Below are 25,091 nucleotides of genomic sequence, written 5' to 3' on the forward strand. Positions count from 1 at the left end.
GAACCGCTCTTGACAGGACCGAAACAGAAGGGACCCCGGTCGGAAACCGGCCGGCGGCACGCTTTGCGGACATGACAGACGGTGCACGCGCCGCGACACGAACGGGGCAGCCACCCCGGGAGGCCGAAACGCACTGCCCGTACTGCGCCCTTCAGTGCGGCATGGTCCTGCGGGACACCGACGACGGCCGGATCGATGTCCAGCCCCGACAGTTCCCCACCAACCGCGGCGGGCTGTGCCAGAAGGGCTGGACCGCCGCCGACCTGCTCGACCACCCCGACCGGTTGACCACCCCGCTGGTCCGCGATCCGTCCGGCACGCTGCGCCCGGCGAGCTGGGCGGCCGCGCTGGACCGGATCGTCGACGGGCTGCGCACCGTCCAGCGGGCCCACGGGCGGGACGCGGTCGCCGTCTTCGGCGGTGGCGGGCTCACCAACGAGAAGGCGTACGCCCTGGGCAAGTTCGCCCGGGTGGCGCTGCGGACCCGGCACATCGACTACAACGGCCGGTGGTGCATGTCCTCGGCCGCGGCGGCCGGGCTGCGCGCCTTCGGCGTCGACCGGGGGTTGCCGTTCCCGCTGACCGACCTGGGCCGCACCGACACCCTGCTGCTGGTCGGGGCGAACCCGGCCGAGACCATGCCGCCACTGATGCGGCACGTGACCGACCAGCGGGCCCGGGGCGGCCGGCTGATCGTGGTCGACCCCCGGCTCACCGCCACCGCCCGCCAGGCCGACCTGCACCTGCAACCGCTGCCCGGCACCGATCTCGCGGTCGCCAACGCGCTGCTGCACATCGCGCTCACCGAAGGGCTGATCGACCGGGAGTACGTCGCCGCCCGCACCGAGGGCTTCGACGCGGTACGCCGGACCGTCGCCGAGTACTGGCCGGCCGAGGTGGAACGGCTCTCCGGGGTGCCGGTGGCCGACCTGGAGGCGACCGCCCGCGCGCTCGGCACCGCCGGTTCGGCGATGATCCTCACCGCCCGGGGCGCCGAACAGCACGCCAAGGGCGTCGACACGGTCAGCGCCTACGTCAACCTCGCCCTCGCCCTCGGTCTGCCCGGCCGCCCCCACTCCGGGTACGGCTGCCTCACCGGTCAGGGCAACGGCCAGGGTGGCCGCGAGCACGGCCAGAAGTCCGACCAGCTCCCCGGGTACCGGAAGATCGACGATCCGGCCGCCCGCGCCCACGTCGCCGGGGTCTGGGGCGTCGACCCGGCCGAGCTGCCCGGCCCCGGGGTGCCCGCCTACCAGCTGCTCGATTCGCTCGGCACCCCCGACGGCCCCCGCGCGCTGCTGGTCTTCGGCTCCAACCCGGTGGTCTCCGCACCCCGGGCCGCCCGGGTCGAGGCCCGGCTGCGCGGGCTGGACCTGCTGGTGGTGGCCGATTTCCTGCGCTCCGAGACGGCCGAACTGGCCGACGTGGTGCTCCCGGTGGCCCAGTGGGCCGAGGAGGACGGCACGATGACCAATCTGGAGGGTCGGGTGCTGCGCCGCCGCGCGCTGCGCCGACCGCCGCCCGGCGTCCGCACCGACCTGACGGTCCTCGCCGACCTCGCGGCCCGCCTCGACGCCCCCGGCCCGGAGCCGACCGGCCCCGCCCCGGACCGCTTCCCCACCGACCCGAGGGTCGTCTTCGCCGAGCTGCGCCGGGCCTCCGCCGGTGGCGTCGCCGACTACGCCGGGGTGAGCTGGGAGCGGATCGAATCCGCCGACGGGGTCTTCTGGCCGTGCCCCGACCCGGACGGCCCGGACTCCCCCCGGCTCTTCGCCGACACGTTCCCCACCCCGACCGGCCGGGCCCGGTTCCACGCCGTACGGCACCGGCCGGCGGCCGAGCCGGTCTGCGCCGACTATCCGCTGCACTTCACCACCGGGCGGGTGCTCGCCCAGTACCAGTCCGGCACGCAGACCCGGCGGGTCGACGCGCTGCGCCGGGCCGCCCCGCACGGCTTCGTCGAGCTGCACCCCGACCTGGCCGCCCGGCTCGGCGTCGGCGACGGCGACGAGGTACGGGTCGCCTCCCGCCGGGGTGAGCTGCGGGCACCGGCCCGGCTCAGCCCGACCATCCGGCCGGACACCGTCTTCGCCCCGTTCCACTGGCCCGGGGCGGCCCGCGCCAACTCGGTCACCAACGACGCCCTCGACCCGGTCTCCGGGATGCCCGAGTTCAAGATCTGCGCGGTCCGGGTGGAGCGGGCATGACCGGCCACATCGTGATCGTCGGGTACGGCATGGCCGGTGCCCGGCTCGCCACCGAACTGCACGCCCGCAACGGGGACCGCAAGGTCACCGTGCTCGGGGCGGAACCGCACCGGGCGTACAACCGGATCATGCTCTCCACCCTGCTGGCGGGCAAGGTCGACGAGCCCGACGTGGAGCTGGCCGAGGTCGCCGGGCAGGGCACCGACGTGCGGACCGGCGCGCCGGTCACCGCGATCGACCGGGCAGCCCGCACGGTGCGCACCCCCGACGGCGACCTCGACTACGACCACCTGGTCCTCGCCACCGGCAGCCGGGCCGTGGTGCCCCCGCTGGCCGGCCTCGACCCCGCCGCCCTGCCGCCCCGGGTGGCCGTCTTCCGCACCCTGGCCGACTGCCGCCGCATCCTCGCCACCGCCCGGTCGGCGCGCACCGCGCTGGTGCTCGGCGGAGGGCTGCTCGGCCTGGAGGCGGCGCGCGGGCTGGCCGCCCGGGGGCTCGCGGTGACCGTGGTCCACCCCCACCCGTACCTGATGGAGCGGCAGCTCGACCCGACCGCCGGCGCGGTGCTCGCCGGCACGCTGGCCGGGCTCGGCGTGGCCACCCGGCTGGGGGTGCCGGCGACCGGGCTGGCCACCGACCCCGACGGGGTCCGGCTCGACCTGGCCGACGGCACCGCCCTGCACGCCGACCTGCTGGTGCTCTCCTGCGGGGTCCGCCCCGACACCGACCTGGCCGCCGCCGCCGGGCTGGCCGCCGACCGGGGGGTGCTGGTCGACGACCGGCTGCGCACCGCGGACGAGGCGATCTCGGCGATCGGCGACTGCGCCCGTCCGCCCGGCCAGGGCCCGACCGGGCTGGTCGCGCCCGCCTGGGCGCAGGCCCGGGTGGTGGCCCGGCTGCTCACCGGCGAGGACCCCGCCGCCCGCTACCGGCCCCGGCCGGTGGTCACCCGGCTCAAGGCCGCCGGGATCGACCTGGCCGCGATGGGCGACCCGGCCGGTGGCCCCGGCGAGGAACTGACCTTCGCCGACCCGGCCCGGGGGACGTACGCCCGGATACGCATCCACCACGACCGGCTCACCGGCGCGATCCTGCTCGGCGACAACCCGGCGGTCGGCACGGTGGTCCAGCTCTTCGACCGGGGTGCCCCGGTCCCCGCCGACCGGCGGGCACTGCTGCTCGGCCGGTCGATCGGCAACGCCCCCGCGACACCCGCCGCGTCCCCGGCGCTGATGCCGGACGCGGCAACCGTCTGCCAGTGCAACGACGTCGACAAGGGCACCCTGGTCCGCTGCTGGCGGGCCGGCGCCCGGACGGTCGACGAGGTGGTCGCCGCGACCCGGGCCGGAACCGGCTGCGGTGGCTGCCGGCAGGCCGTCGGCGGCATCGTCGACTGGCTGTCCGAGGTGGACTCGGTGGGGACGACCCGATGACCGTGATGACACCACGAGGAGGTGACCCGATGACCGGTGGACGTTTGGTCGTCGTCGGCAACGGCATGGTCGGCCAGCGGTTCGTCGAGGCGCTGCGCGCCCGCGACCACGACCGGCGCTGGCAGGTGACGGTGCTCGCCGAAGAATCCCGCCCGGCGTACGACCGGGTCCGACTGTCCGCGTTCTTCGACGGGGTCACCGCCGAGGAACTGAACCTGCACACCCCCGACGAGGGGGTGGAGCTGCGCCTCGGCGAGCCGGTCACCGGGATCGACCGGGACCGGCGGGTGGTGACCACCGCGACCGGGGAGCACCCGTACGACGCGCTGGTGCTGGCCACCGGGTCGTACCCGTTCGTCCCGCCGGTGGCCGGCACCGACCTGCCCGGCGTCTTCGTCTACCGCACCCTGGACGACCTGGAGGCGATCCGGGAGCACGCCCGGGGCCGGTCGACCGGGGCGGTCATCGGCGGTGGCCTGCTCGGGCTGGAGGCCGCCAACGCGCTGCGCCTGCTGGGGCTGCGGACCCACGTGGTGGAGTTCGCACCCCGGCTGATGCCGGTGCAGGTCGACGAGGCGGGCGGGGCGATGCTGCGCCGCTACGTCGAGGAGCTGGGCGTCACCACCCACCTCGGGGTGGGCACCACCGCGCTGCGGCCCGGCCCGGCCGGCACGGTCGCCGCCCTGGACCTCTCCGACGGCGGCACGGTCGACGCCGACCTGGTCGTGGTGGCCGCCGGCATCCGGCCGCGCGACGAGCTGGCCCGCGCCGCCGGCCTGGCCCTCGGCCCACGCGGCGGGGTGCTGGTCGACGCGGCCTGCCGCAGCGACGACGAGCGGATCTGGGCGGTCGGCGAGTGCGCCGCCGTCGACGGCACCTGCCACGGTCTGGTCGCCCCCGGGTACGCGATGGCAGAGGTGGTGGCCGACCGGCTGCTCGGTGGCGCGGCCACCTTCCCCGGCGCAGACAGCGCCACGAAACTCAAGCTGCTCGGCGTCGACGTGGCCTCGTTCGGTGACGCCCACGGCACCACCCCGGGCTGCCTGGACGTCACGTTCACCGACCCGGCCACCCGCTCGTACGCGAAGCTGGTCCTCTCCGACGACGCGCGGACGCTGCTCGGCGGGGTGCTGGTCGGGGACGCGACCGCCTACCCGACGCTGCGGGCCAGCGTCGGCGGGCCGCTGCCCGCTCCCCCGCTGGCGCTGCTCGCCCCGGCCGGCGAGGGCGGCGGCGGGGTGACCGCGCTGCCCGGCGCGGCGCAGGTCTGCTCGTGCAACGCGGTGACCCGTGACGACATCGACGCGGCGATCGCCGGTGGGGCGTGCGACGTGCCGGCGTTGAAGGCGTGCACCCGGGCCGGGACGAGCTGCGGCTCCTGCGTGCCGATGCTCAAGCAGTTGCTGGACGCGGCCGGGGTGCAGCAGTCCACCGCCCTCTGCGAGCACTTCGACGCCAGCCGGCAGGAGCTGTTCGACATCGTCCGGGTGCGCGGCATCCGGACGTTCTCGCAGCTCGTCGCCGAGCACGGCCGGGGCCGGGGCTGCGACGTCTGCAAGCCGGTGGTGGCCTCGATCCTCGCCTCGCTGGGCACCGGGCACGTGCTCGACGGCGAGCAGGCGTCGCTGCAGGACACCAACGACCACTTCCTGGCCAACCTGCAACGCGACGGCAGCTACTCGGTGGTGCCCCGGATCCCGGGCGGCGAGATCACCCCGGACAAGCTGATCGTGATCGGTGAGGTGGCCCGCGACTTCCAGCTCTACACCAAGATCACCGGCGGGCAGCGCATCGACCTGTTCGGCGCGCGGGTCGAGCAGCTCCCGCTGATCTGGCGGCGGCTGGTCGACGCCGGCTTCGAGTCCGGCCACGCGTACGGCAAGGCGCTGCGCACGGTGAAGTCCTGCGTCGGCGAGACCTGGTGCCGGTACGGGGTACAGGACTCGGTCGGCCTGGCCGTCGCGCTGGAGCTGCGCTACCGGGGACTGCGCGCCCCGCACAAGCTCAAGTCCGCCGTCTCCGGCTGCGCCCGGGAGTGCGCCGAGGCGCGCAGCAAGGACTTCGGCATCATCGCCACCGACACCGGCTGGAACCTCTACCTCGGCGGCAACGGCGGCTTCCGGCCCCGGCACGCCGACCTGTTCGCCACCGACCTGACCACCGAGGAACTGATCACGCTGATCGACAGGTTCCTGATGTTCTACGTCCGCACCGCCGACCGGCTGCAACGCACCTCCGCCTGGATCGAGGCGATGGACGGCGGCCTCGAACACCTGCGCTCGGTGATCGTCGACGACTCGCTCGGGCTCTGCGCCGAACTCGACGCGGCGATGGCCCGGCACGTCACCTCCTACTCCGACGAGTGGCGCGACGTGCTCGACGACCCCGACCGGCTGCGCCGGTTCACCTCGTTCGTCAACGCCCCCGACGTACCGGACCCGTCGATCACCTTCGCGGTGGAACGCGGCCAGCCGGTGCCGACGCGCGACACCCGACCCACCGCCGTCCCACCGGACACGAGCGCACCACCCGACGGGGCACCCGCCCGCCGTCGCCAGCCGGTCGCCCTCGGCCTGCCGGAGGTGCGGCGATGAGCGACACCGTCACCGTCGACTGGACCCCGGTCTGCCCGCTGGACCGGCTGGAGGCCGAACGGGGCGTCGCCGCCCTCGTCGACGGCGTCCAGGTGGCGATCTTCCGGATCGACGACGAACTGTTCGCCGTGGACAATCGCGACCCGCTCAGCGGCGCGTACGTGATGTCGCGGGGCATCGTCGGCAGCCGGGGCGGGGTGCCCACCGTCGCCTCCCCCCTGCACAAGCAGGTGTACGACCTGCGAACCGGGCTCTGCCTGGACCTGCCCGGGGTGACCCTGCCCCGGTACGACGTCCGCTGCCGGGACGGCCTGGTCGAGGTGCGGCTGCGACAGGAGGAGTGATGCGGGACGAACTGGCCGGCTTCACCATCGGGGTGACCGCCGACCGGCGACGCGACGAACTGGCCGCGTTGCTGGAACGGCGCGGTGCCCGGGTGGTGCTCGCCCCGGCCCTGCGGATCGTGCCGCTGGCCGACGACACCGACCTGCGGGACGCCACCCGGGCCTGCCTGGACCGCCCGCCGGACGTGCTGATGGCCAACACCGGCATCGGCATGCGCGGCTGGCTGGAGGCGGCCGAGGGCTGGGGGTTGGCCGAGCCGCTGAAGAGCGTGCTGTCCCGGGCCTACGTGGTGGCCCGGGGCCCCAAGGCGCGGGGGGCGATCCGCGCCGCCGGCCTGCACGACCAGTGGTCGCCGGCCTCGGAGAGCTGCGAGGAGGTGGTGGAGCACCTGTGCCGGCGCGGCGTGGCCGGGCAGGTGATCGCCATGCAACTGCACGGCGACCGGCAGCCGGAGTGCACCGAGGCACTGGAGGCCGCCGGCGCCACCGTGATCGAGGTGCCCGTCTACCGGTGGGCCCCACCGACCGACCCGGCCCCGCTGCACCGGCTGATCGACCTGGTCGCCGGCCGCCTGGTCGACGCCGTCACCTTCACCTCCGCCCCGGCGGCGGAGGCGCTGCTGCGGGCCGCCGGGGACCGGACCGAGACGGTGCTTGCCGCGTTGCGCGGGGACGTCCTGGTCAGCTGTGTCGGCGCGGTGACCGCCGAACCCCTGGTCCGGCGGGGGGTGCCGGTCAGCGCGCCGAGCCGCGCCCGGCTCGGCGCGCTGGTCCGCACCATCGTGGACGAGCTGCCCCGCCGTACCGTCACCGTGAAGGCGGCCGGGCACCTGCTGACCCTGCGCGGGCACGCCGCCGTCATCGACGGGGAACTGCGTCCGCTGGCCCCCGCCCCGATGGCGGTGCTGCGGGCCCTGGCCACCCGGCCCGGCCGGGTGCTGTCCCGGACGGAACTGCTGCGCACGCTGCCCCGGGGGGCCGACGAGCACGCGGTGGAGATGGCGGTCGCCCGGCTGCGGGTGGGACTGCGCGCACCCCGGGTGGTGCAGACCGTGGTCAAGCGCGGCTACCGGCTCCGGGTGGAGTGATCCGGTTGCCCGCCCCACCGTCACGCGGCGGGGCGGGCCGGGTCGGGCTCAGCCCACCGGGGTGGGGAAACCCCGTCCGTGCTCGGCCTGGAGCCGGATCATGGCGTGTTCCACCACCGTCACCAGCACCTGCTTGACCGACTCGCGGTCCCGGGCGTCGCACATCACCAGCGGCACGTCCGCCGAGATGGCCAGCGCCTCCCGGACCTCCTCCGGCTCGTACAGGTCCGCGCCGTCGAACCGGTTCAGCGCCACCACGTACGGCAGGTTGCGGTTCTCGAAGTAGTCCAGCGGGGCGAAGGCGTCGGTGATCCGGCGGGTGTCCACCAGGACGGCGGCGCCCACCGCACCCCGGATGATCTCGTCCCACATGAACCAGAACCGGGTCTGGCCGGGGGTGCCGAACAGGTACAGGATCAGGTCCTGCGCCATGGTGATCCGGCCGAAGTCCATGGCGACCGTGGTGGTCTCCTTGCCGGGCACCTTCGACGGGTCGTCGATGCCGACACCGGCGGCGGTCATCAGCGCCTCTGTGGTCAGCGGCGTGATCTCGGAGATCGCCCCGACCAGGGTCGTCTTGCCCACGCCGAAGCCGCCCGCGACCACGATCTTCGCGGAGACGATTCCCCGGCTCTGGCGCGACCCGGCGGGGTCATAGCCTGCGAAGTCCACTTAGCACCCTTCCAAGGATTTCCATTCGCTCCTCGAACCCCTCGGCGGGAGCGGCAGTGTGTAGCGTGAGCAGACCGTCGGCGACCAGGTCGGCGACCAGCACCCGGGTGACGCCCAGCGGCATCCGGGTGTACGCGGCGATCTCCGCCAGCGACTGCGCCCGTCCCTCGCAGACGGTGGCGATGCGGTATTTGTCGTGCCCGGCGAAGCGGGACTCGGCCACCTGGGTCGCGTTGGAGCTGAGCACCGCCTCCAGCGCGATGTCCCGGCTCGGTTCGGTGCGGCCCCGGGTGACCGCGTACGGACGTACCAGCGCTCCACGTGGGTCCCGCCGGGGGTCCATCCCTCGATCACCTCCTCCCGCCCGGGTCCGGGCCCGGATGCTTCGTCACTCGGGCCGGACGCGGTCGCGCCCGGCCCCGCCGTGGCTACGAGCGCACGGCGTCCCGCGGCAGCGGCACCAGCGCCGCGCCCACCCGCTCGACCAGCAGCGCCATCTCGTAGCCGACCTGACCCACGTCACAGCTGCGGGCGGCGAGCACCGCCATGGACGAGCCGTCGCTGATCGACATCAGGAACAGGTAGCCGCTGTCCATCTCGATCACTGTCTGCAGCACCCCGCCAGCGCTGAACATCCGGGCGGCACCCTCGGTCAGACTCACCACGCCGGAGGTGATCGCCGCGAGCTGGTCGGCCCGGTCGGCGGGCAGGTCCCGCGAGGAGGCGAGCAGCAGCCCGTCCGCGGACACCGCCACCACGTGGGCGATACCCGCCACGCTGTCGGCGAAGTTGGTGAGCAGCCAACCCATGTCCTGCATGGCAGCTGGCCTGTTCATCGGTTCGTCTCCTTGGTCGAGGTGCTGTTGAGGTCCGCGCCCGCCGTGCGACCGCGCTGGACACCGCGGTGGTAGGCCGAGAGCAGGCCGCGTACTTCGTCGGGGGTACGGCGGCTGCGGTCCCGGCCGCTCTTCGGCTCGATCCCGCCGGGCACGAGCTGCGCCTGGGGCACCCGCTTGGGCAGGCCGGACCGGGTGGTGCCGGCGTTGGCCGGTTCGGCCGCCTGGCTGGCCCTGGTCCAGCCCTCGTCGGCCGCCGTCCGCCACGCGTCGGCGTCGGTGGCCGGGGGGGTCGCCGGTGCCTCGGGGGCGGCCGGCGGAGGTGTGCCGTGTGTCGGCGACGCGGTGGCGGCCGGCGGCACCGGACCGGTCGCGGCGGGCGGCACCGGACCGGGCGCGGCCGGCGCTTCCGGGGCGGCGGGCGTCACGGTCGGCGTGCCGGCGGCGGTCGGTGCGGTCGGCACCCGGGTGGGCAGCGGCGGGCGCGCCGGCGTGGTCGCGCCGTTCGGGCGGGCCGGGGCGGCCGGCGGCTCCTCGTCGAACCGGGGCCGGGTGAAGATCGCGGTGGCGTCGTCCCCGTGGGACCGGAACCACACCGCCTCCATCTCCCGGAAGATCGGCGAGTCGGCCGGCCGGTCCGGGCGGGCCACCACCGGCGTCGACGGGGCCGGCGGGGCGTACGAGGTGGCCGGCGCGGTGTACGGCTGTGCGGCGGGGGCGGCGTACGCGGCCGGCGGGGCGGCCGGGGCGAACGACGCGGCGGCGGCCGGGGCGAACGGGGTCGCCGCCGGTGCTCCCGCGTACGGGGTCGCCGCCGGTGCCCCCGCGTACGGGGTCGCGGCCGGTGCCCCCGCGTACGGCATGGCCCCCGCGCCGTAGGACTCGGTCGGGTGCGGTGCGGCACCGGCGACCGGGCCGGTCGGCAGCACCGGGGCGGGCTCGCCCGGCGCGGCCCGCCGTGGCAGCGGGTCGATGGTCGGGTTCGCCACCGTGGGGCTGCCGGCCGAGAACGCGTTGAATCCGGAGTCGGCGGTCGCCGGGGTGGAGGCCGGGGCGAACGGCGGGGCGGAGACCGGCCCGCCGAACTGCACGGCGGGGGCGGTGTCCCGGGCGTCCACCGGCGGCTGCCAGGGTGCCGGGGCCGGCGGGGTGTTGCGCCACTGGTCGGTCAGGGTCGCCGACGCGCTGCGGGCCCCGTTGAGGGCACCGCCGATCCCGGCGGAGGCGGGCGGCTGCTCGACCGCCAGCGGCTGACGGGGCCGGCTGATCGCCTGGTCCCGACCCCGGTGGGCGGGAAGCACCACGGTGGCGTTGGGCAGCGTCACCTGGGCGACGGTGCCGCCCTCGACGTTGCGGCGCAGCTCCACCCGGATGCTGTACCGGCTGGCGAGCCGGCTGACCACGGCGAGACCCATGAGCCGGAAGGCGGCCACGTCCACCGTCGGCGGGGCGGCGAGGCGGCGGTTGAGCGATTCGAGCTGCTCGTCGGTGAGGCCGAGACCGCGGTCCTCGATCTGGATCAGCACGTAGTCGCGGATGCGCCGGCCGTCGGCGACCACCGTGGTGGTGGGCGGCGAGAAGCGGGTGGCGTTGTCCAGCAGCTCGGCGACGAGCCGTACCACGTCGTTGACGGCGTGGGCGGCGACCGAGATGTCGGTGTCGACGGTGCCGAACTCGATCCGGTTGTACAGCTCCACCTCGGACTGGGCGGCGCGCAGCACGTCGACCAGCAGCGCGTCGTCGCGGCGCGGCACGGCCGAGTCGGCACCGGCCAGGACCAGCAGGTTCTCGTCGTTGCGGCGCATCCGGGTGGCGAGGTGGTCCAGCTCGAAGAGCTGGGCGAGCCGCTTCGGGTCCTCCTCGCCGCGCTCGATCGCGTCCAGTTCGCCGATCATCCGGTCGACCAGGGTCTGACTGCGTCGGGCCAGGTTGAGGAACATCGCCGAGACGCTGGTCCGCAGCGCCGCCTGCTCGGCGGCGACCCGGACGGCCTCCCGGTGCACGACGTTGAACGCCAGGGCCACCTGGCCGACCTCGTCCCGGTTGGTCAACCGGATCGGGTCCCGTACCTGGCGGACGATCTCGTCGACCCCGCCGTCGCCGACGCTGCCCATGTTCTGCAGCCGCTTGACCGCGTCCGGCAGGTCGTGGTTCGCCACCGAGAGCGCGCCCTCCCGCAGCCGGCGCAGCGAGTGGTTGAGCGAGCGGGCCAGCACCACCGCGAGGGTGATCGCCACGATGAGGGTGAGCAGCACCAGCACCGTTTCGATGACGGCCTGCTGGATGACGTCGCTGCGGGCCTGCTCGGAGCGGGCGAGCAGGGTGTCCTGGAGCTGGATCTCGGTCCACCGCATCAGGTCGTTGACCGCGCCGATCGCGGCGCTGGCGTCACCGGCGCTGACCGGGCTGCGCTGACCGACCGAGCGGGTGATGTCGGCGGCCACCCGGTCGGCGAGGCCGACGGCGTCACCGGAGACCGCGCTGTTGACGAGTGCGCGCTGGGTGGGGTCGGCGGCGAGGGAGAAGCCGAGCAGCGCCTCCTGCTGGCTGGTCAGGGTCGCCACGAAGGAGGAGAACTGCTCCTCGTCGAGGCGTCCGCCGACCAGCGCGGTGTAGGCGACCGCCTCCTCCTCGGCGACGGACGACTTGGCCCGGCTGAACGCGGCCACCGCGCGGCGGGCGTCCGCGAGGCTCTCCTGGCCGGGCAACTGGGCCAGGGTGTCGCCGTACGAGACCAGGTCGGTGAGGATCACGCCGTACCGCAGGGTGGCCTCGGCGACCGGCATCTGCCGGCGGTCGAGCACCTCCTGCCGGGTGGCGTCGAGCGTGCGCAGGTGGTCGTCGATCACCTTGAGCCGGTCCCGTACGGCGGACGGGACCTCGCCGAGGTCGGCCCGCTCGGCCCGGTACTCGTTGATCCGCTCGCCGGTGGCCCGCACCCGCAGGTTGTAGTCGTCCGGGCGCAGCTGCGGGTTGGCCAGGTAGGCGGCGGCCGCCATCCGTTCCTTGTGCAGATCCTGCGTCAGCGCGGAGACGTCGATGGACAGTGCGGTCAGCGACCGGATCTGGGTCGCGTCGACAGCACCCTCGGTAGTGGAAACAAGTCGGATTGTTGCCAACGCGATGACCGCGGCGACCGGTACGACCAGAATGAGGGCGAGCTTGGAACGAATGCGCGCATCCCGCAACCGGGGCAGTCGGCGCTCCCGGTCGGGTCCGGCGTTTTCGCCTGGCTCGGGCAGGGTCGTCGGTCCGGTGCTCACGACATCGCCTCCGTCGTATCTTCCACACGCCTGACCCGCCGACCCGCGCCTGGTGCGACGGACAGCGCCATGCGCGGCACGGCCGCGATTTCATCAGAGAAGATCCTGTTTGGGAAGCCGCGTTCGGACAGGAATCGGGCGACCAGTGGTCTGGTCACCATTTTCCCTGCTGAGCAGGCCACCCCTGAACAGGGCATGTCACTCCAGAGTGTTCGTTCGCCTCTGATGAGTGAGCATGGGTAAATATCTGATGTCCCCACAATGTGAGATTCGCGTCCCGAAACCGCCGTCAGCATCGCGCTTGACCGCACGCCCCCGCATTGGCAAGGTTTTGCAGGCTTTCGCGCACACCGTACGGCACACAATCCCGTTTCTCCACTGAGGACGGACTAGCGGCGGTGACCGGGCCCCGCCCGCGCCGCACCTGGAGGACTGAGTTGAGCCCCATCCGCTCCGCGACCATCGTGGCGCTCGCATCGGCCGTGCTGGCCGCCACGCTCACCGGCTGCTCGTTCGGCGCGGCAGAGAAGGACAGCAGCCCGATCACCATCGCCGCCGATCTCGAACTCTCCGGTGTCGCCGCACCGGTCGGCAAGGCGTACCAGCGCGCCCTGGAACTGAAGGTCGACCAGTTGAACGCGTCCGGCGCCCTGGGCGACCGGAAGATCAGGCTGGTGGTCAAGGACAACCGCTCCGACGCCGCCGAGTCGCTGCGCAACATCGGCGACTTCAGCAACGACGCCACGGTCAACGCCATCATCATGGGCGGTTGCAACCAGTGCGCCGTCGACGCCGTGCGCACCATCAACGAGCGGAAGATCCCGACCATCGCGCTCGCCCCGTCCGGTGCGGTCGCCAACCCGGTCCCCGAACGCCGGTACGTGTTCAAGCTCGCGCCGAACGCGGCCGACAGCGCCGCCGCGCTCACCGCCGAGCTGCGGCGGCGCGGGATCACCGAGGTAGGCGTCCTGCACAGCGACGACGACTACGGGCGTGAGGGCCTGACCGCACTGGACGCCGAGTTCGGCAAGACCACCATCAAGCGGGTACGCGCCGAGGCGATCCGCACCACCGACACCGAACTGGCCGCACCGGTGCGCCGGCTGACCAACCGCGACCCCGCCGCCCTGATCATCTGGACCCCGCCGGAGCAGGCCACCCTCGCCGCCACCGCCGCCGACCAGTCCGGCTACGGCGGGTCGCTCTTCTTCGACGCCGCCGCGGCCGGCGACCTGTTCCTGGGCGGTTCCGGCCGGGCCACCGAACGGGCCACGTTGATCTTCACGCAGACCATGGTGATCGACGACGTCATCGCCACCACCCCGGCCAAGGCCGCCCGTCGGCAGTGGTTCCAGGACTACACCGCCCGGTTCGGTGGCTACAACGGGCTGTCGTCGTTCGCCGCCGACGCCGTGCAGCTCATCGCCGACTCGGCGCTGCGCTCCGGCGGCTCCGACGGCAGGGTCGACCGGGACGGCCTGCGCGACGTGCTGGAGACGTCCCAGCTCGACGGCCTGTCCGGGCCGATCCGGATGACCCCGGACAACCACTCCGGCCTGATGCCGCAGGCGTTGACCACGCTGGTCGCGCGCGGCGGCCGGTGGCGGCTGGCGGGCTGACGACCGCGCACTGACGGGCCGGTCCCCGGGTGGGGTCGGCCCGTCAGTGGCGTCGAGGGTCGTCCGGGACGGGTCAGCGGGCCGAGGTGGTGGCCCGGACCCAGGGCAGGGCCAGCCGCTCCACCAGGGACAACGCCGAGTAGAGCAGGATGCTCATGGCGGCGATCAACACGATCGCCGCCCACGCGGTCGCCGTGTCGCCGACGCCGTTGTACTGGAGGATCTGGTAGCCCAGCCCCGGTTTGTCGGAGTAGAACTCCCCGATCACCGCGCCGATCGCGGCCAGCGGCATCGCCACCTTCAGCCCGACGAAGATCTGCGGCAGCGCGGCCGGGAACCGGACCTTGCGGAACGACTGCCACCAGGAGGCGTTCAGCGACCGGGCCAGCTCGGCCAGGTCGGCCGGGGTGGTGGTCAACCCGGTGGCGGTGGAGAGCACGATCGGGAAGAAGCAGAGCAGGAACACCATGGTCAGGATCGGCTTGGTCCCCCAGCCGACCGAGACCACCAGCAGCGGCCCCAGCGCGATCTTCGGGACCGCGTTGATCGCCACCAGCAGCGGGGCGAACATCCGCTCGGCCCGCCGGGAGGCGGCCAGCGCCATCCCGATCAGCACCCCGGCGACCGCCGACAGCAGGAAGCCGAGCACCGTCATCAGGGTGGTCGTGCCCAGCGCCGGGAGGAGCACGTCCGCCGAGGAGGTCAACGACGACCCGACCGCCTGCGGCGGCGGCAGGGACGCCGGGTGCACCAGGTGCAACCCGGAGGTGACCACCCACCAGACGGCCACCGTGACCACCAGACCGAGCAGCGGCAGGCCGACCGTCGCGGGGCGTATCCGGGACCAGGGTGACCGGCCGGGCGTCGGGGGAACGGTCGGCACGGCGCTCGGCGGTCCGGCCGACCCGGGTACGGGACGGGTCCGGATCGACTCCGTCACAGGGTCCTCCTCTCCTGCCGGCACGCTGGCCGGCACACGACGGGGGTGCGACCCACCGGTCGAACCGCTGGGTCGCACCCCCGTGGCACCGTCGGTGTCGGTCAGGCCTTCGGTACGAGGTCGAAGTTGATGATCTGGTCCGGCGTGATGTTCGACTTGAGCGCGCCGGCGCCCTGGAGGATGGCGATGCTCTTGGCGACCCGGTCGCTGTCCAGGGTGCCGATGGCGGTGCCGGAGTTGCTGGAGCGGACGTAGCCGGCCATCAGCTGCAACTCGGCCGCGGCGGCGGCCGGGTTGGTGGCGTCCACGTTCTTCTTCAGGATCGTGGCCGCCTCCTGCGGGTTGGCCAGGGCGTACTCCAGGCCCTTGAGCAGGGCGGCGGTGAACTTCTTCACCTTCTCCGGGTTCTCCTTGGCCATCTTGCTGGAGGTGATCAGCGCGTTGCCGTAGAGGTCCTGCATCACGTTGCTGTACGGCAGCACGACGGGCTTCTTCTTGGTGACCGCCTCGACGGTCGGCTGGCCGACGACGAACTGGCCGATGCCGTCCACCTGGCCGGAGGCCAGCGTGCCCATCAGGTTCTGCGCCTGGTCGTTGACCCAGGTGACCTTGGTGTAGTCCACCCCGGCCATCCGGGCGTACGTCGGGAAGAGGTTGCGCACGACGGAGCCGGGGGTGTCCGCGAGCTTCTTGCCCTCCAGGTCCTTCGGCGTGGCGATGTTCTTGCCCTCGACCGAGACGATGGCGGCCATGGTGCGCTGCTGGATCGCGGCCACCGCCACGAAGTCCTTGGCCTGCCCGTTGCCGACCTGGAGCAGGCCACCGGTCAGGTCGATCGGGCCGAAGTCGGCCTGGCCGCCGACGATGGTCTGGATGACCGCGCCGGTGCCCTGACCGGGCTTGATCTCCACGTCGAAGCCGGCCTCCTTGAAGAAGCCCTTGTCCTTCGCCACCCAGGCGTAGGAGTCACGACCGAAGTTGCCGAACGAGGTGAGGTAGGTCACCTTCTCCAGCGACGAGCCGTCGCCGGTCTTTGCTGCGTCCGCCGAGTCTGACCCGCCACTGCAGGCGGAGACCAGGGCGAGGGCGGTGGCCAGGGTGGCCGCGGCGACCGTGCGGGTCAGCCTTGTCATCTGTGCACCATGTCCTTTCCGACCGGGCGGTGTACCCGGAGGGGGTTGTCGGTCGGCGGCACGGCGTGAGGGGGCACCGAGCCGCCGTCGTGAAGGGACTCTTCGCTGGCACAGAGTACGAGACACTTACCGTCACCACACCAGGCGGATCGGGTTGCGGAACGGAAACAACTGCGTTCCACCCCGGACAGTGAGCGGCCAGCACGCTGGGGATATCCTTGTCGGATTCCTGACCGCCGAATCAGGGGAGACCGACGGCGATGATCCGACTGTCCGATGTGTCGCGTACGTTCGACGGCCGTTCCGGGCGGGTCGAGGCGTTGCGCGGGATCAACCTCGACGTGGCCGAGGGCGAGTTCGTCGCCGTGCTCGGCCGCTCCGGATGTGGCAAGTCGACCCTGCTCCGGATGATCGCCGGGCTGCTGCCGGTCAGCGGTGGCGAGATCACTGTAGCCGGCAGCCGGATCACCAGGCCCCGCCGGGACGTCGCGATGCTCTTCCAGAAGCCGGCCCTGCTCCCCTGGCGCACCGTGCTCGACAACGTGCTGCTGCCGGCCGAGATCTTCGGCTGGAGCCGCGCCAAGCACCGCGACCGCGCCCGCCAACTGCTGGAACTCTCCGGCCTGGCCGGCTTCGAGAAGCGGCTGCCGCACGAACTGTCCGGCGGCATGCAGCAGCGGGTGTCGCTGTGCCGGTCGCTGATCGGCGAGCCCCGGGTGATGCTGATGGACGAACCCTTCTCCGCCCTGGACGCGCTGACCCGCGAGGAACTCTCCGGGGAACTGCAACGGGTGCACATGGAGACCGGCGCGACAGTCGTCTTCGTCACCCACTCCATCGACGAGGCGGTGCTGCTGGCCGACCGGGTGGTCGTGCTCAGCCCCCGCCCCGGCCGGATCCGCAAGATCGTCGACGTGGACATCCCCCGGCCCCGTACCCTCGGCCGCAACGCGCACCTGGCCGACGTCGCCCGGGTCAGCGCCGACCTGCACGAACTGCTGATGGAACGGGACCTGCCGGCGACAGCCGGGGTGGAGGGACGATGACCGTGCGGGTGGCCGTCTTCACCGAACCCCACCGGGGTGCCAGCTACGACGATCAGCTCCGGTTCGCCCAGCTCTGCGAGGCCGGCGGCTTCGACGGGTTCCTCCGGGCCGACCACTACCGGGCGATGGGCGACGAACCCGGACTGCCCGGCCCCACCGACGCCTGGCTGACCCTGGCCGCGCTCGCCCGCGAGACCTCCCGCATCCGGCTCGGCACCCTGGTCACCTCGGCCACGTTCCGGCTGCCCGGCCCGCTGGCCTTGATGGTCGCCCAGGTCGACCAGATGAGCGGCGGACGGGTCGAGCTGGGCATCGGCGCCGGCTGGTTCGAGCGGGAACACACCGCCTACGGCATCCCCTTCCCCGGCGTCGGCGAACGCTTCGACCGGCTCGCCGAGCAGTTGGAGATCGTCACCGGGCTGTGGCGCACCCCGGTCGGCGAGACGTACAACTGGGCCGGTGAGCACTACCGGCTCGTCGACGCCCCGGCCCTGCCCAAGCCGGTCCAGCAGCCCGGCCCACCGGTCATCGTCGGCGGCCGGGGACCGAAGCGCACCCCCGACCTCGCCGCCCGGTACGCCGACGAGTTCAACATGCCGTTCACGTCGGTCGAGGAGACCGCCGAGGCGTACGACCGGGTACGGGAAGCCTGCGACCGGGCCGGCCGGGCCGAGTCGGGGCGGGCGCCGCTGGTGCTCTCCGCCGGGATCGTGGTGGCGATCGGGCGTACCGACGCCGAGGCCCACCGCCGGGCCGCGCCGCTGCACGTCAAGAGCGCCCTGCCGCCGGAGGACCCGGTGGTCGGCTCCCCCACCCAACTGGTCGACCGGATCGGCGAGTTCGCCGCGATCGGCGCCACCCGGGTGCACCTGCGACTGATCGAACTCGACGACCTCGACCACCTGGAGCTCATCGCCGCCGAGGTGCTCCCCCAGCTGGACGGAACCCGATGACCGACGTGACGCACGACCTCGAACTCGGCCCGGTCGGCCAAGAGATCGTCTTCGAGAACGACCGGGTGCGGGTCTGGCACATCCGGCTGGCCCCGGGCGAGCGGCAGCCGCTGCACCGGCACGACCACCCGTACCTGGTGGTGGCGATCGAGGGCGCGAAGAACGTGGTGCAGACGATCGACGGCACCCGGATCGACGCCGACGAACCCACCGGCGGGGTGGTCTACCGGGACCCGGGCGCCGTCCACATGCTCACCAACGTCGGGGACACGACCTATCTGGCCCGCCTGGTCGAGTTGAAGTAGTCGCTGGTAGAGCTTGGGTAACAGGTCGTCACGGCCGCGCCGCGCCGCAGTGGCGATCGGGCGCACCGGGCCGTAACGTGCGCCACATGGCCTTTCGGACGTGGGGCAAACTGCTGCTCACCTCACTCGGGGTGAGCATGTTGGCCGGGGCCGGCCAACTCGGCATCGCGTACGGCTTCGGCATCGTCCGACTCACCGGCGACTTCACCGACGTCAACCGCTGGCCGGCCCAGCTCGCCTGGGTCGGCTGGTTCGCGGTGACCGCCGCCGTGGTCGGCGCGGTCCTCACCGGCCGGCTCGCCCGGCGCGAGGGTCTACCGGAGGGCACCCCCGTCCAGCTCGCGATCTCCGGTGTCGCCGCGCTCGGCGCGCTGGTCGTCGCCCCGCTCTGCATGCAGCCCGCACGGGCCGCCGACCTGAACGCCGTCGACCCGGTCTGGGCGGTCGGCATCTGCGCGGTCGCCGGGGCGGTGGTCGGCGCGGGAGCCGCCTCGGCCGTCCTGCTACGCCCCCCGCTGGGCTGGAACGTCGCCCTGCTGGGCGGGACGATCTGGCTGGTCGCGCTCCTGTCGGTCGCATCGGCGGTGCTGTCCAGCGAGCCGCTGCGCACCGTACGCCTGGGGGTGCTGGAACCCTCCTGGCTCGGGCCGGACCGGGCACAGCGGCTGGCGATGCTGCTGCTGCCCGTGATCGCGCTGGTGGCCGGCGCGGTGACCGGCGGGGTGGCCCGGCGGCGGGGACACCCCCCGCTGACCGGCGGGGCGACCGGAGTCGCCGGGCCGGTGCTGCTCGCCTTCGCCTACCTGACCGCCGGGCCGGGTGACCAGGTGGACCGGTACCAGCTCGCCCCGTACTACGGTGCGGTGATCGCGGTCGTCACCGGCGCGCTCGGCTCGGCCGCCGCCACCCTGGCACGCTGGCCGCTGCTGCCCGCCCGCGCCGCCCGCCGCGACGGCGGGGCGGCGATCGAGCCGACCGACATCCTCGCCCCGCTGCCGGCCGTGTCCGACCCGACCCGCACCGCCACAGCCGGCTCCGGACCGGACCGGGCCACCCTGACCGGCCCCGACCAGGCCGGCACGGGCCCGGCCGGCACGGGCCCGGCCGGCACGGGCCCGGCCGGCACGGGCCCGGCCGACCGCGGCGCGGACGAGCCGGTCACCGTGGACCTGAGCGCCACCGCGGGTTCCCTCCACCGCGAGCAGCCGGACACCGCCCGCTCCCGTGCCGCCGCCCGACCGGAGGCCGGCACCGGTCCGGGGTGGCCGTCGCCCGACGTGCCGGGCACCGGTCGTCACCCGGCCCACTGGGACTGGCCTGACCCCGCCGCCACGGTCGCCGACCGGCACGCCCCCCGCACCACCCCGTCCCCGACCGGGGCCGTCCTGCCCGGCTCGACCCCGACCGAGCCGGCTCCGACCGGGCCGGCTCCGACCGGGCCAGCCGGGGACACGCCGGGTGCGGCGTCGCCCGCCGGGGCAGGATCGGGCCGGGCCGGGTCGCCGCGAAGCCGTTCGGGACAGCGGAAGACGGCACCGGCCGAGCAGACCGGCAGCGAGGTCGGGGTGGACCAGGCGGCGGACACCGGTCCGGCCACCGGGGACGGGCCCGTCGCCACACCCAAGCCCCGGGCGAAGCGGGCCAGCCGTGCCCGGTCCACCGCGACCGGCACCGGGGTGGTCCCCGCCGGTCCACCCGGGCCCTCGCCCGATGCCGGGGCTGGTGGCATCGGGGACGACCGGCCGACCGGCACCGGCCCGACCGGCATCGGCCCGACCGGCACCGCGACACCGGATGCCGACGCCATCGCCCCGGTCGGCACGACGGCACCGGAGGCCACCGGGCGGGGTGGTGCCGACCGGGTCGCGCCGGAGGGCGTCGACGTGCCGGTGGCCGGCGTACGGCACGTCGCGCCGGGTGGCGTCGAGGGCACCCCCCGCCCCCGCCACCACCTGCCGGCCCCCGGCGGTACGGGTGGCCCGGCCGATACCCACCGACCCGCACCGACCCGGGCAGCCCTGCCGTTTCCCGAACCGGGCGACACCGGGCAGACGGACGCCCCGAAGCCCGTCAGTCTCCGCTGGGAGCCGGACGGGTCCCCCGGCACCGCACCGGTGGACGGGCCACCCGTCGAACCCGACCAGGCCGACCCCGCTCCGGAGGACGGCAGCACGCCGGAGCAGACCGGCAGGGCCAAGGGCCGACGGGGACTGTTCCGGCGTAACCGCTCCCCGCAGGACGCCCCGGCGGACGAAGCCGACCCGAAGTCGGCGACGCCCGACGACGAGTACGTCGACTGGGTCACCGGCCTGGGCAAGCCCCTGGCCGACAACGAACCGGACCGGGACAGCGGCCGACGCTCACTGCGCACCAGCGGCCGCCACCACCGCGACTAACCCCCACCCGCCCCCCACCCACCCCTCCCCACCCCCGCCCTGCCCCCGGTCTGCATCGGTTGATCAAGAGGTTTGCGTCATCCCGCCCGGCAAAACCTGACGCAAACCTCTTGATCACCAGACAACAATCGGGACGAAGCGGGCAAGACGGCGGGCGGTCGGTGGGGCGCGGTGATCAAGAGCTTTGCGTCATCCGCCGCGCGGAAACTGACGCGAACCTCTTGATCACCGGGGCAGAACCGGTCAGGCGAGGGGGAGGTAGACGCGGTTGCCGGTGGAACGGAACTCCGCCGACTTGGCCTGCATGCCCTGGGCGGCGTACTCCTTCAGCTCCTGGGTGATCTTCATGGAACAGAACTTCGGGCCGCACATGGAGCAGAAGTGGGCGGTCTTCGCCGGCTCCGCCGGCAGGGTCGCGTCGTGGTAGGACCGCGCGGTCTCCGGGTCCAGCGACAGGTTGAACTGGTCTTCCCAGCGGAACTCGAACCGCGCCTTGGACAGCGCGTCGTCCCAGGCCTGCGCGCCGGGGTGCCCCTTGGCCAGGTCGGCCGCGTGCGCCGCGATCTTGTAGGCGATCACGCCGGCCTTCACGTCGTCCCGGTCGGGCAGGCCGAGGTGCTCCTTCGGGGTGACGTAGCAGAGCATCGCGGTGCCAAACATGCCGATCATGGCGGCCCCGATCGCCGAGGTGATGTGGTCGTACGCGGGGGCGATGTCGGTGGTCAGCGGGCCGAGGGTGTAGAACGGGGCCTCGTGGCACCACTCCTGCTGGAGGTCCACGTTCTCCTTGATCTTGTGCATGGGCACGTGACCGGGCCCCTCGATCATCACCTGCACGTCGTACTCCCAGGCGATGGTCGTCAGCTCGCCGAGGGTGCGCAGCTCGGCGAACTGGGCCTCGTCGTTGGCGTCGGCGATCGAGCCGGGCCGCAGCCCGTCGCCGAGGGAGAACGTCACGTCGTAGCGGGCGAGGATCGCGCACAGCTCCCGGAAGTTGGTGTAGAGGAAGTTCTCCTCGTGGTGCGCCAGGCACCAGGCCGCCATGATCGAACCACCCCGGGAGACGATGCCGGTGACCCGGTCGACGGCCAGCGGCACGTACGGCAGCAGCACCCCCGCGTGCACGGTCATGTAGTCGACGCCCTGCTCGGCCTGCTCGACGACGGTATCGCGGAACACCTCCCAGCTCAGCTTGACCGGGTCGCCGCCCACCTTCTCCAGCGCCTGGTAGATCGGCACGGTGCCGATCGGCACCGGTGAGTTGCGGACGATCGCCTCCCGGGTCTCGTGGATGCGCTTGCCCGTCGACAGGTCCATCACGGTGTCCGCGCCCCACCGGGTGGCCCAGGTCAGCTTCTCCACCTCCTCGGCGACCGACGAGGTCACCGCCGAGGTGCCGATGTTGGCGTTGACCTTCACCAGGAACGCCCTGCCGATGATCGCCGGCTCGCACTCGGGGTGGTTGACGTTGAGCGGCAGCACCGCCCGGCCGGCGGCGATCTCGTCGCGGACCACCTCCGGCGGCAGCCCCTCCCGGATCGCCACGAACTCCATCTCCGGGGTGATCATCCCGGCGCGGGCGTACCAGAGCTGGGTGGGTCGCCTGGCGTCGACGCCGGCCAGCGGGGTGCCGGCACCCCGGACCGGGGCGACGTCGCCCCGCTCGGCGATCCACGGCCCGCGCAGCGGCGGCAGCCCGACCTCCGGGTCCGAGCCGGGGCCGGAGGTGTCGTAGAGGCGGACCGGCGGGTTGTCCCCGGCCAGCTCCACCTCGGCGAACGGCACCCGGACGTCCGGCCGGGACCCCTCGACGTAGACCTTGCGACGTGCCTGCATGACAGCCTCCCTGATGGTCATCGGGACCAGCCGAAGTGGTCCAGCGGGCCGCGTCCCGCGCCCAGTTCCCAACCCCGCGCGCCGGTCAGCGCGCGGGTGACGTACTCCTTGGCGGTGGCGACCGCGACCGGCACCGGGTCGCCGGCGGCCAGCCGGACGGCGATCGCCGCCGAGAACGAGCAGCCGGTGCCGTGGCTGTGCCGGGTGTCCACCCGGGGCGCACGGAGCAGGGTGGTCGTCGCACCGCCGGCCAGCACGTCGACCGACTCGCCGGCCGCGTCGACGTCGCCGCCGGTGACCACCACGTACTCCGGGCCGCCGGCCGCCAGGGCCTGCGCCGCCGCGACCATCTCCTCGACCGTGGTCACCGGGCGTCCGGTGAGGGCGGCGGCCTCCGCGCAGTTCGGCGTCGCCACCCGGGCGTACGGCAGCAGCCGCTCGACCGCCGCCACCACACCGAGCCGGTGTCCGCTGGTGGCGACGAGCACCGGGTCGACGACGAGGTGCGGCAGCCGTCCCGCCTTCGCCGCCTCGGCCACCGCGTCGGCGACCGCCGGGGTGCCGAGCATCCCGGTCTTCACCGCCCGGACCGCGAAGTCGCCGAGCACGCTGTCGAGCTGTTCGGTGACGGTGCGCGGCGGCAGCGGCAGCACGGCGTCCACGCCCCGGGTGTTCTGCGCGGTGACGGCGGTCAGCACGCTGGTCCCGTACGCGCCGAGGGCGGCGAAGACCTTCAGGTCGGCCTGGATGCCGGCACCGCCGCCGGAGTCGGATCCGGCGATGGTGAGCACGGTCGTCGGCGTCATGTCGTCTCCTCGGGGCACGCATCGGTGCTCGGGGTACGGGGGAAGGCGCTGGTGAGGGTCGTCGCGGCCCCGGTCGGGTCGGCGGCCCGCATGATCGCGCCGAGCACCGCCACCCCGACCGCGCCCGCCTCGACGCACGCCGTCACCTGCTCGGGTGTCTCGATCCCGCCCAGGGCGAGCACGGGCACCGGGCTGCGTCGGATCAGGTCGCGCAGCCCGTCCGGGCGCAGCGGTGGGCCGTAACCGGGTTTGCTGCGGGTGGTCCAGACCGGCGAGAGCGTCACGTAGTCCTCGGTGGTCAGTCGGGCCAGCTCCGCCACGTCGTGGCAGGACCGGCCGACCAGTCCGACGGCCGGCGGCGGGTACGGCCCGGCGGCGGGCAGGTGGACGGCGTCCCCGTCCAGCGGGTCGGGGCCGGCCACGACGAGGGTGCCGCCGACCTGCGCCAGGACGGCCCGCAGGTCGACGGCGAGCGCGGCCCGCTCGGCGCGGGGCAGGTCCCGCTCCCGCAGCACCACCCACCGCACGCCACCGCGTACCGCCCCCGCGACGACGTCGACGAGGTCGCCGCGCGCCACCAGCCGGTCGGTCAGCAGCACCACCCCGTCCGGCCGGAGGAGGGGTGGGGCGGCGGGGCGGGTCACAGGTCGGGTCTTCCGTCGTCGGGGGTGGAGGCGAGGGCGTGGAAGCGGCGGGGAATGCGACCGGCGGTGTACGCGAGCCGCCCGGCCCGTACGCCGTACCGCATGGCGGTGGCCATCGCCGTCGGGTCGGCGGCCCGGGTGACGGCGCTGGCCAGCAGCACCCCGTCGCAGCCCAGTTCCATGGCGAGCGCCGCGTCGGAGGCGGTGCCGATCCCGGCGTCGAGGATCACCGGCACGTCGACGCCCTGCCGGATCAGCCGGATGTGGTGCGGGTTGGTGATGCCCAGTCCGGAACCGATCGGCGCACCGGCCGGCATCACCGCCGCGCAGCCGACGTCGGCCAGCCGGCGGGCCAGCACCGGGTCGTCGGAGGTGTACGGCAGCACGACGAACCCGTCGGCGACGAGTTCCTCGGCCGCCCGCAGCAGCTCCACCCCGTCCGGGAGCAGGGTGCGTTCGTCGCCGATCACCTCCAGCTTGACCCAGTCGGTGTCGAACGCCTCCCGGGCCAGCCTGGCGACCTTGACCGCCTCGGCGGCGGTGTAGCAGCCGGCGGTGTTGGGCAGCAGCCGCACCGCGCACCGGTCGAGCAGGTCGAGCAGGCCACCGGCGGTGCCGGGCGCGGTGTCGACCCGGCGCAGGGCGAGGGTGACCAGTCCGGTGCCGGAGGCCCGGATCGCCTGCTCCAGCACGTGCAGGTTGGCCGCGCCGCCGGTGCCGAGGATGAGCCGGGAGGTGAAGGTCCGTCCGGCGATGGTGAGGGGCATCCGGGTCACCCGCCCTGGGCAGCGCTGAGCACCTCGACCCGGTCGCCGTCGCGCAGCTCGGTCGCCGGCCAGCCGCCCCGGGGGACCACCTCGCCGTTGACCGCGACGGCGAGGCCGCGCCGCTGCCCGGTGACCGTGGCGACCAGGTCCGCGACGGTCGTGCCGCCGGCCAGCTCGCGTCCGACGCCGTTGACGATCAGTCGCACGTC

General features: G+C 73.9%; 21 protein-coding genes. 10 read left to right on the top strand and 11 right to left on the bottom strand.

What is annotated here, in order from left to right; genetic code table 11:
• Window positions 1-71: 71 nt before the first annotated feature.
• The 5 genes from ACN261_RS04830 to ACN261_RS04850 are packed head-to-tail and all read left to right on the top strand — an operon-like array spanning window position 72 to window position 7,666.
• Window positions 72-2,207 (top strand): molybdopterin oxidoreductase family protein, encoded by a 2,136-nt coding sequence (locus ACN261_RS04830; protein ID WP_421484134.1) that lies wholly within the window; start codon window positions 72-74, stop codon window positions 2,205-2,207.
• Window positions 2,204-3,640 carry an FAD-dependent oxidoreductase gene (locus tag ACN261_RS04835; RefSeq protein WP_421484136.1) on the top strand — a complete coding sequence of 479 codons (1,437 nt, stop codon included), beginning with the start codon at window positions 2,204-2,206 and terminating at the stop codon, window positions 3,638-3,640. Before ACN261_RS04830 ends, ACN261_RS04835 begins: the two co-directional genes overlap by 4 nt.
• Window positions 3,641-3,669: 29 nt before the next feature.
• A complete protein-coding gene (nirB, locus tag ACN261_RS04840; protein WP_425848622.1) occupies window positions 3,670-6,234 on the top strand; it encodes a nitrite reductase large subunit NirB in 2,565 nt (854 codons plus the stop codon).
• Window positions 6,231-6,578, top strand: a complete 348-nt coding sequence (gene nirD / locus ACN261_RS04845) for a nitrite reductase small subunit NirD (protein WP_421484139.1) — start codon at window positions 6,231-6,233, stop codon at window positions 6,576-6,578. The genes nirB and nirD overlap by 4 nt, the downstream gene beginning before the upstream one ends.
• Window positions 6,578-7,666, top strand: a complete 1,089-nt coding sequence (locus ACN261_RS04850) for a uroporphyrinogen-III synthase (protein WP_088647418.1) — start codon at window positions 6,578-6,580, stop codon at window positions 7,664-7,666. The genes nirD and ACN261_RS04850 overlap by 1 nt, the downstream gene beginning before the upstream one ends.
• Before the next feature lie 48 nt (window positions 7,667-7,714).
• Here ACN261_RS04850 and ACN261_RS04855 read toward each other — a convergent pair whose 3' ends face one another.
• The 4 genes from ACN261_RS04855 to ACN261_RS04870 form a co-directional block, all read right to left on the bottom strand.
• Complete coding sequence (locus tag ACN261_RS04855) at window positions 7,715-8,338, bottom strand: GTP-binding protein (RefSeq protein ID WP_421484141.1); 624 nt, start codon at window positions 8,336-8,338, stop codon at window positions 7,715-7,717.
• Window positions 8,319-8,681: a DUF742 domain-containing protein gene (locus ACN261_RS04860; protein WP_204924884.1), complete on the bottom strand. Its 363-nt coding sequence runs from the start codon at window positions 8,679-8,681 to the stop codon at window positions 8,319-8,321. The genes ACN261_RS04855 and ACN261_RS04860 overlap by 20 nt, the downstream gene beginning before the upstream one ends.
• A gap of 85 nt (window positions 8,682-8,766) precedes the next feature.
• Window positions 8,767-9,174 carry a roadblock/LC7 domain-containing protein gene (locus ACN261_RS04865; protein ID WP_030329975.1) on the bottom strand — a complete coding sequence of 136 codons (408 nt, stop codon included), beginning with the start codon at window positions 9,172-9,174 and terminating at the stop codon, window positions 8,767-8,769.
• Complete coding sequence (locus ACN261_RS04870) at window positions 9,171-12,437, bottom strand: nitrate- and nitrite sensing domain-containing protein (RefSeq protein WP_425848625.1); 3,267 nt, start codon at window positions 12,435-12,437, stop codon at window positions 9,171-9,173. Before ACN261_RS04870 ends, ACN261_RS04865 begins: the two co-directional genes overlap by 4 nt.
• A gap of 437 nt (window positions 12,438-12,874) precedes the next feature.
• Here ACN261_RS04870 and ACN261_RS04875 point away from each other — a divergent pair, with 437 nt between their 5' ends.
• Entirely contained in the window at window positions 12,875-14,056 is a 1,182-nt protein-coding gene (locus ACN261_RS04875) for an ABC transporter substrate-binding protein (protein WP_421484144.1), read from the top strand.
• Between the two features lie 73 nt (window positions 14,057-14,129).
• On the opposite strand, the gene ACN261_RS04880 is transcribed toward ACN261_RS04875, so the two are convergent.
• Both ACN261_RS04880 and ACN261_RS04885 read right to left on the bottom strand, forming a co-directional pair.
• The gene (locus tag ACN261_RS04880) at window positions 14,130-14,996 is read right to left on the bottom strand and encodes an ABC transporter permease (protein WP_421484146.1); all 867 of its coding nucleotides are present in this window, start codon (window positions 14,994-14,996) and stop codon (window positions 14,130-14,132) included.
• Window positions 14,997-15,097: 101 nt separating this feature from the next.
• Window positions 15,098-16,129: an ABC transporter substrate-binding protein gene (locus ACN261_RS04885; protein ID WP_281902779.1), complete on the bottom strand. Its 1,032-nt coding sequence runs from the start codon at window positions 16,127-16,129 to the stop codon at window positions 15,098-15,100.
• 260 nt (window positions 16,130-16,389) lie between these two features.
• Between ACN261_RS04885 and ACN261_RS04890 the strand changes: the two genes are divergently transcribed.
• The 4 genes from ACN261_RS04890 to ACN261_RS04905 all read left to right on the top strand — a co-directional run bounded on the left by ACN261_RS04890 (window position 16,390) and on the right by ACN261_RS04905 (window position 20,829).
• On the top strand, window positions 16,390-17,175 hold the full coding sequence (locus ACN261_RS04890; protein WP_377683748.1) for an ABC transporter ATP-binding protein: 786 nt from the start codon (window positions 16,390-16,392) through the stop codon (window positions 17,173-17,175).
• A 2-nt stretch (window positions 17,176-17,177) separates the two neighbouring features.
• Window positions 17,178-18,128 (top strand): LLM class F420-dependent oxidoreductase, encoded by a 951-nt coding sequence (locus ACN261_RS04895; protein WP_421486927.1) that lies wholly within the window; start codon window positions 17,178-17,180, stop codon window positions 18,126-18,128.
• Window positions 18,125-18,433, top strand: coding sequence for a cupin (locus ACN261_RS04900; RefSeq protein WP_145921730.1), 309 nt, complete (start codon window positions 18,125-18,127; stop codon window positions 18,431-18,433). Before ACN261_RS04895 ends, ACN261_RS04900 begins: the two co-directional genes overlap by 4 nt.
• A gap of 86 nt (window positions 18,434-18,519) precedes the next feature.
• Window positions 18,520-20,829 carry a hypothetical protein gene (locus tag ACN261_RS04905; RefSeq protein WP_425848628.1) on the top strand — a complete coding sequence of 770 codons (2,310 nt, stop codon included), beginning with the start codon at window positions 18,520-18,522 and terminating at the stop codon, window positions 20,827-20,829.
• Window positions 20,830-21,072: 243 nt separating this feature from the next.
• Here ACN261_RS04905 and thiC read toward each other — a convergent pair whose 3' ends face one another.
• From thiC to thiS, 5 genes are read right to left on the bottom strand one after another with little or no spacing between them, the layout of a single operon-like run.
• Window positions 21,073-22,665, bottom strand: coding sequence for a phosphomethylpyrimidine synthase ThiC (gene thiC, locus ACN261_RS04910; RefSeq protein ID WP_425848631.1), 1,593 nt, complete (start codon window positions 22,663-22,665; stop codon window positions 21,073-21,075).
• Window positions 22,666-22,682: 17 nt separating this feature from the next.
• Entirely contained in the window at window positions 22,683-23,471 is a 789-nt protein-coding gene (gene thiD, locus ACN261_RS04915; RefSeq protein ID WP_204924876.1) for a bifunctional hydroxymethylpyrimidine kinase/phosphomethylpyrimidine kinase, read from the bottom strand.
• Complete coding sequence (locus ACN261_RS04920; RefSeq protein WP_421484152.1) at window positions 23,468-24,115, bottom strand: thiamine phosphate synthase; 648 nt, start codon at window positions 24,113-24,115, stop codon at window positions 23,468-23,470. The genes thiD and ACN261_RS04920 overlap by 4 nt, the downstream gene beginning before the upstream one ends.
• Window positions 24,112-24,882: a thiazole synthase gene (locus tag ACN261_RS04925; RefSeq protein ID WP_421484154.1), complete on the bottom strand. Its 771-nt coding sequence runs from the start codon at window positions 24,880-24,882 to the stop codon at window positions 24,112-24,114. Before ACN261_RS04925 ends, ACN261_RS04920 begins: the two co-directional genes overlap by 4 nt.
• 5 nt (window positions 24,883-24,887) lie before the next feature.
• Entirely contained in the window at window positions 24,888-25,088 is a 201-nt protein-coding gene (gene thiS, locus ACN261_RS04930; protein ID WP_421484156.1) for a sulfur carrier protein ThiS, read from the bottom strand.
• Between the last annotated feature and the right edge of the window lie 3 nt (window positions 25,089-25,091).

Source organism: Micromonospora sp. WMMD723 (genome assembly GCF_049863385.1).
Taxonomy (GTDB): Bacteria; Actinomycetota; Actinomycetes; order Mycobacteriales; family Micromonosporaceae; genus Micromonospora; species Micromonospora wenchangensis.